The organism is Rhizobium moroccans (assembly GCF_057559155.1).
Genome location: NZ_JBHFJG010000031.1, coordinates 55,035 through 59,827, shown reverse-complemented (window position 1 = coordinate 59,827; position 4,793 = coordinate 55,035). Strand labels below are relative to the sequence as shown.

Annotated in this window: 6 protein-coding genes and 1 pseudogene; 5 read left to right on the top strand and 2 right to left on the bottom strand. The window is 59.9% G+C overall.

From position 1 onward, the window contains the following. Positions 1-126: 126 nt before the first annotated feature. Complete coding sequence (locus ACE04I_RS16470; RefSeq protein ID WP_046793984.1) at positions 127-741, bottom strand: transglutaminase-like cysteine peptidase; 615 nt, start codon at positions 739-741, stop codon at positions 127-129. Between the two features lie 134 nt (positions 742-875). Beyond that, positions 876-1,676, bottom strand: a complete 801-nt coding sequence (locus ACE04I_RS16465; protein WP_137326625.1) for an alpha/beta hydrolase — start codon at positions 1,674-1,676, stop codon at positions 876-878. Between the two features lie 184 nt (positions 1,677-1,860). Here ACE04I_RS16465 and infC point away from each other — a divergent pair, with 184 nt between their 5' ends. From infC to ACE04I_RS16440, 5 genes and pseudogenes are all read left to right on the top strand, one after another. After that, positions 1,861-2,397, top strand: coding sequence for a translation initiation factor IF-3 (gene infC, locus ACE04I_RS16460; RefSeq protein ID WP_245282079.1), 537 nt, complete (start codon positions 1,861-1,863; stop codon positions 2,395-2,397). 198 nt (positions 2,398-2,595) lie between these two features. Next, positions 2,596-2,799, top strand: a complete 204-nt coding sequence (gene rpmI / locus ACE04I_RS16455; RefSeq protein ID WP_046793986.1) for a 50S ribosomal protein L35 — start codon at positions 2,596-2,598, stop codon at positions 2,797-2,799. A 38-nt stretch (positions 2,800-2,837) separates the two neighbouring features. Continuing rightward, on the top strand, positions 2,838-3,242 hold the full coding sequence (rplT, locus tag ACE04I_RS16450) for a 50S ribosomal protein L20 (protein WP_046793987.1): 405 nt from the start codon (positions 2,838-2,840) through the stop codon (positions 3,240-3,242). Between the two features lie 167 nt (positions 3,243-3,409). After that, positions 3,410-4,492, top strand: a complete 1,083-nt coding sequence (gene pheS, locus ACE04I_RS16445) for a phenylalanine--tRNA ligase subunit alpha (protein ID WP_046793988.1) — start codon at positions 3,410-3,412, stop codon at positions 4,490-4,492. A 16-nt stretch (positions 4,493-4,508) separates the two neighbouring features. After that, positions 4,509-4,793: pseudogene (locus ACE04I_RS16440) on the top strand (phenylalanine--tRNA ligase subunit beta); the annotation flags it as partial.

The following is a 4,793-nucleotide window of genomic DNA, read 5'->3' as shown; positions in this document are numbered from 1 at the left end:
CGAACGCCCTGAGCCTGAGCGAAGGGCCGGGCGCCGGTGCGGCATATTCGAGCCCACAGCCATAAAAAAACGCCTGCGATCGGGTGGATCGCAGGCGGTCTTTCTTCCCGGTGATCGGGTACCGGCTTATCGCAGCGCACCGACCACGACATCACGGCCATTCTCGATGGTGACCCAGCGGCCGCTGTTGAAGGAAGCCTGGCGCTTCAGGAAAGTATAGGGCGTCTCGTACCAGGGGCGCACCCGGTTATCGAGATTATCGAGCACGAAATCGCCTTCGGCGGTCCGCACGGTCAGAACCGCATGGCCTTCCCCATCGGGCTTGCGCACCACGGTTATCAGGACGTCGGCGGGCGAAAAGCCCCGGCGCATTAGCTCACGGCGCTTCTGCAGGGCGTAGTCCTCGCAGTCGGCGGCATCCTTCGGATAAGCCCAGACCTCTTCGCGCCCGTACATTTCCATGTCGGTCATCGCGACATAGCGGGCGTTGACCGAGGAGTTGACGCTGCGCACCGTCGCCCAGCCTCGGGCGCTCAGCTTTGCCGGCGGTGTCGAGCGGCTGCGCTGATTGCACTCGCTGGGATATTGCTTGCAGAATTCGTAGTGACCGATCGGCTGTGAAGTATTGCCGCCGGTAATCATCGAGGCGCTTGCGCTCGATGCCGGAAGTGCAGCGCTCGTAGGCGCAAGAAGAGATGCTAGGATCACGGCAACATGCCGCGCCGACAAGGCTTTCATCATGGACCCGTCCCTCAAGTCTTAACGAAAAGTTAAAGAGCGGAACGGGCAGAGAGTCAATCGTTACAGAAGTATTAATGCGTACGGACCGGAATTATGGTTAAAGTGCTGCATTTTAGCGGCAGCTCAATTTCTCATCATTCATTAATGAGGGCCGTGGTCGCGGCGAGAATCTTTTCGATGTCCTGGGGGCGTGAGAGCCGGTGGTCGCCGTCGCGGATGAGCGTCAGCACCACGTCGTCGGCCGGCAGGAATTCCATGAGCTTCAGTGCGTGCTTGTAGGGCACGTCGGGGTCCTGCATGCCTTGCAGGATATGAACGGGGCAGCCGGTTTCGATGATGCCCGTCATTACCAGGTTTTTGCGGCCGTCCTCGATCAGGGCGCGGGTGTAGATATTGGGCTCGGGGCTGTAGGCGGAATGCTCCTCGAAATAGTCTCGCTCGTCGAGCGAGCGGCGTTCGGCTTCCGTGAGGTTGGGTTCGATGAGTTCGGCGGTGAAATCCGGAGCCGGTGCGATCAACACGATACCTTTGACGGCAGGCGCTCGTTTGCGCTTTTTCAGTTCCTGCACCAGGCGGAGCGCGATCCACGCGCCCATGGACGACCCCACCAGAAAGACGCGTTTCGGCTTGATATCCTCAAGAACGGCGATCGCCTCCTCGAGCCAGCGCGAGATCGTGCCGTCGCGGAATTCTCCTCCCGAGACACCGTGACCGGAATAGTCGAAGCGGATCGCGGCGAGACCAGCGCGCTCAGCCAGCGCATCGAGTTCGATCGCCTTCGTGCCGGACATGTCGGAGCGGTAGCCGCCGAGCCAGACGATCGCAGCCGCGCCCTTCCTGGTCGCCGGCCGGTGGAGAACGGCGATCTCCCGGGCTTCCGCTCCGGAACCGACGATGATCCTTTTCGGTATGGTCATGTCTGTGGCGTCTGTCATGGCGGGCTCCTCGGAACGAGTTTCCGGCGCTATAAAACAGATTCGCAGCGCGCGACAGCAGGTGATTTTTCTGTGGCGGTGTGCTATTGACTTCGTGCGAGCGATCACGACATTGCCGTCGGCCTTAAGGCCGGGCGAGCAAGAGGCGTTGCTTGCGTTCTGAAACAATATGGAGAATACGACCATTCGCAGACCATTCAAAGCCGATGCCCCCGTCAAGGAGGGGCCGCGCTCCAATAGGGAAATTCGCGTTCCCAAGGTCCAGCTTATCGATGCCGAAGGCCAGAATCTCGGTGCAGTACCGACCGACCAGGCCCTTCGCATGGCCGAGGAAGCGGGACTGGACCTCGTAGAAATCTCGCCGAACAATGATCCGCCGGTGTGCAAGATCCTCGATCTCGGCAAGCTGAAATATGCGAACCAGAAGAAGGCCGCCGAAGCCCGCAAGAAGCAGAAGATCGTCGAAGTCAAAGAAATCAAGATGCGCCCGAACATCGACACGCACGATTACGACGTGAAGATGAAGGCCATGAACCGCTTCTTCGAGGATGGCGACAAGGTCAAGGTGACGCTGAAGTTCCGCGGCCGTGAAATGGCCCACCAGGAACTCGGCATGAAGCTCCTGCTTCAGGTCAAGGACGACACCCAGGAAATTGCCAAGGTGGAAGCCGAGCCCAAGCTCGAAGGCCGCCAGATGATGATGGTGCTGGCGCCGAGATAAGCGCCGCACCAAGCGTCCTGCGGGGAGGCTGACCGGCGTTCGCACCGGTATTCCGCATGCTTTCTTTCCCATTGCGCTTTTGGCCGACTGCGGTTATAAGCGCGCGTCCGAACGGTCCGGCAGGGCATGCCGTGGCCGTTCTAAATGCTTGAAACTAGCCTCGTCTGCTGGTTTCGATTAGAAGAACGGAGTAGCAAAATGCCCAAGATGAAGACGAAATCGGCTGCCAAGAAGCGGTTCAAGGTCACCGCAACGGGCAAAGTCGTTGCAGCCGCCGCTGGCAAGCGCCACGGCATGATCAAGCGGTCCAACAAGTTCATCCGCGATGCACGCGGAACGATGATCCTTGCCGAACCCGATGGCAAGAAGGTTATCAAGAACTACCTGCCGAACGGTCTCTGAGACTAGTCGAGCGATTGGATCAATAAGGAGATCATGACATGGCACGCGTAAAACGGGGCGTAACTTCCCGCGCCAAGCACACCAAGACCCTCAAGGCAGCCAAGGGCTTCTACGGCCGCCGCAAGAACACGATCCGCGCAGCAAAGGCTGCCGTCGATCGTTCCAGGCAGTTTGCCACCCGCGACCGCAAGGTGAAGAAGCGGAATTTCCGCGCTCTGTGGATCCAGCGCATCAATGCCGCTGTCCGCGAATTCGGCCTGACCTATGGCCGCTTCATCGACGGCCTCAACAAGGCCGGCATCGAGGTTGACCGCAAGGTTCTGTCCGACATGGCGATCCATGAACCGGCAGCCTTCGGCGCTCTGGTCGAAGCTTCCAAGAAGGCTCTCGAGTACCTCAAGGAAGCCGGCACTGCCAACGAGTTTGAAAGCGCGGTTCGTTAACCAGCGCTTCCCAGGCTTTATTAGCTTCATCGATTTTGGGAAACCCGCGCTGGTTTGGGCTGGCGCGGGTTTTTCATTGCAGCACACATGTCTGTTTGACGAACGACACTGACAGACAAGCGTCACGACTTCCAAATAATCTCGCCGACCATCATACGGAAGAGAACATGTCCGATCTGCAAACACTGAAAAACTCGCTTCTGGCTGAGATCGCCGGAGCCGCCGACGAACCGGCGATCGAAGCGGTTCGCGTCGCCGCCCTCGGCAAGAAGGGTTCGGTTTCCGAGCTCCTGAAGACGCTCGGAACCATGTCGCCGGAAGAGCGCCAGCACCGCGGCGCGGCGATCAACGAGTTGAAGAACGAGATCGCCGATGCGATCGCCACCCGCAAGACGGTGCTGAAGGATGCGGCGATCGACGCGCGCCTCAAGGCCGAGACAGTGGACGTCTCGTTACCGGTGCGCTCTTCGCCCGCCGAGCGCGGTCGTATCCATCCGATCAGCCAGATCGTCGATGAGATCACCGCCATATTCGGGGACATGGGCTTCTCGATAGCCGAAGGTCCGGATGTCGAGACCGACTATTATAATTTCACGGCGCTGAATTTTCCCGAAGGCCATCCGGCCCGGGAGATGCACGACACCTTCTTCTTCCTTCCCGATGAGAAGGGCGAGCGCAAGGTGCTGCGCACGCACACCTCGCCTGTGCAGATCCGCACCATGGAAGCGCAGAAACCGCCGATCCGCATCATCATTCCCGGCAAGACCTACCGCCAGGACAGCGATGCCACCCACTCGCCGATGTTCCATCAGGTCGAGGGGTTGGTCGTGGACCGCAAGGCGCATGTGGGTAACATGCGCTGGGTCCTGGAAGAGTTCTGCAAATCCTTCTTCGAGGTGCCGTCGGTGACGATGCGCTTCCGCCCGTCGTTCTTTCCGTTCACCGAACCCAGCTTCGAGGTGGATATCCAGTGCGACCGCTCCGGCCCGATCGTTAAGTTCGGCGAGGGTAGCGACTGGATGGAAATCCTGGGCTGCGGCATGGTGCATCCGAACGTTCTGAGGGCCGGCGGACTTGATCCCGACGAATATCAGGGCTTTGCCTGGGGCATGGGCCTCGATCGCATCGCCATGCTGAAATACGGCATGCCGGACCTGCGTGATTTCTTCAACGCCGATGTCCGCTGGATGAACCACTACGGCTTCCGCCCTCTCGACATGCCGACGCTGTTCGGCGGCTTGAGCGCGTAACGGGGAGGATGAACCGATGAAATTCACGCTTTCCTGGTTGAAGGACCACCTGGAAACGGATGCAACGCTCGAGGAAATCTGCGAGCGCCTGACCGCGATCGGCCTTGAGGTCGAGGATGTCGATGACAAGGCGGCCTACAAGCCCTTCGTCATCGCCAAGGTGATCTCGGCGGAAAAGCACCCGTCGGCTGATCGCCTCAAGGTGCTCATGGTCGATGCCGGCGATGGCAAGCCCGTGCAGGTCGTCTGCGGGGCTCCGAATGCCCGTGCCGGCCTCGTTGGCGCGCTTGCGCGCCCCGGC

Excerpts from the sequence above, each read along its gene's own strand:
- ACE04I_RS16470 (WP_046793984.1), bottom strand. The coding sequence starts at position 741 with ATGATGAAAGCCTTGTCGGCGCGGCATGTTGCCGTGATCCTAGCATCT.
- ACE04I_RS16465 (WP_137326625.1), bottom strand. The coding sequence starts at position 1,676 with ATGACAGACGCCACAGACATGACCATACCGAAAAGGATCATCGTCGGT.
- rpmI (WP_046793986.1), top strand. The coding sequence starts at position 2,596 with ATGCCCAAGATGAAGACGAAATCGGCTGCCAAGAAGCGGTTCAAGGTC.
- rplT (WP_046793987.1), top strand. The coding sequence starts at position 2,838 with ATGGCACGCGTAAAACGGGGCGTAACTTCCCGCGCCAAGCACACCAAG.
- pheS (WP_046793988.1), top strand. The coding sequence starts at position 3,410 with ATGTCCGATCTGCAAACACTGAAAAACTCGCTTCTGGCTGAGATCGCC.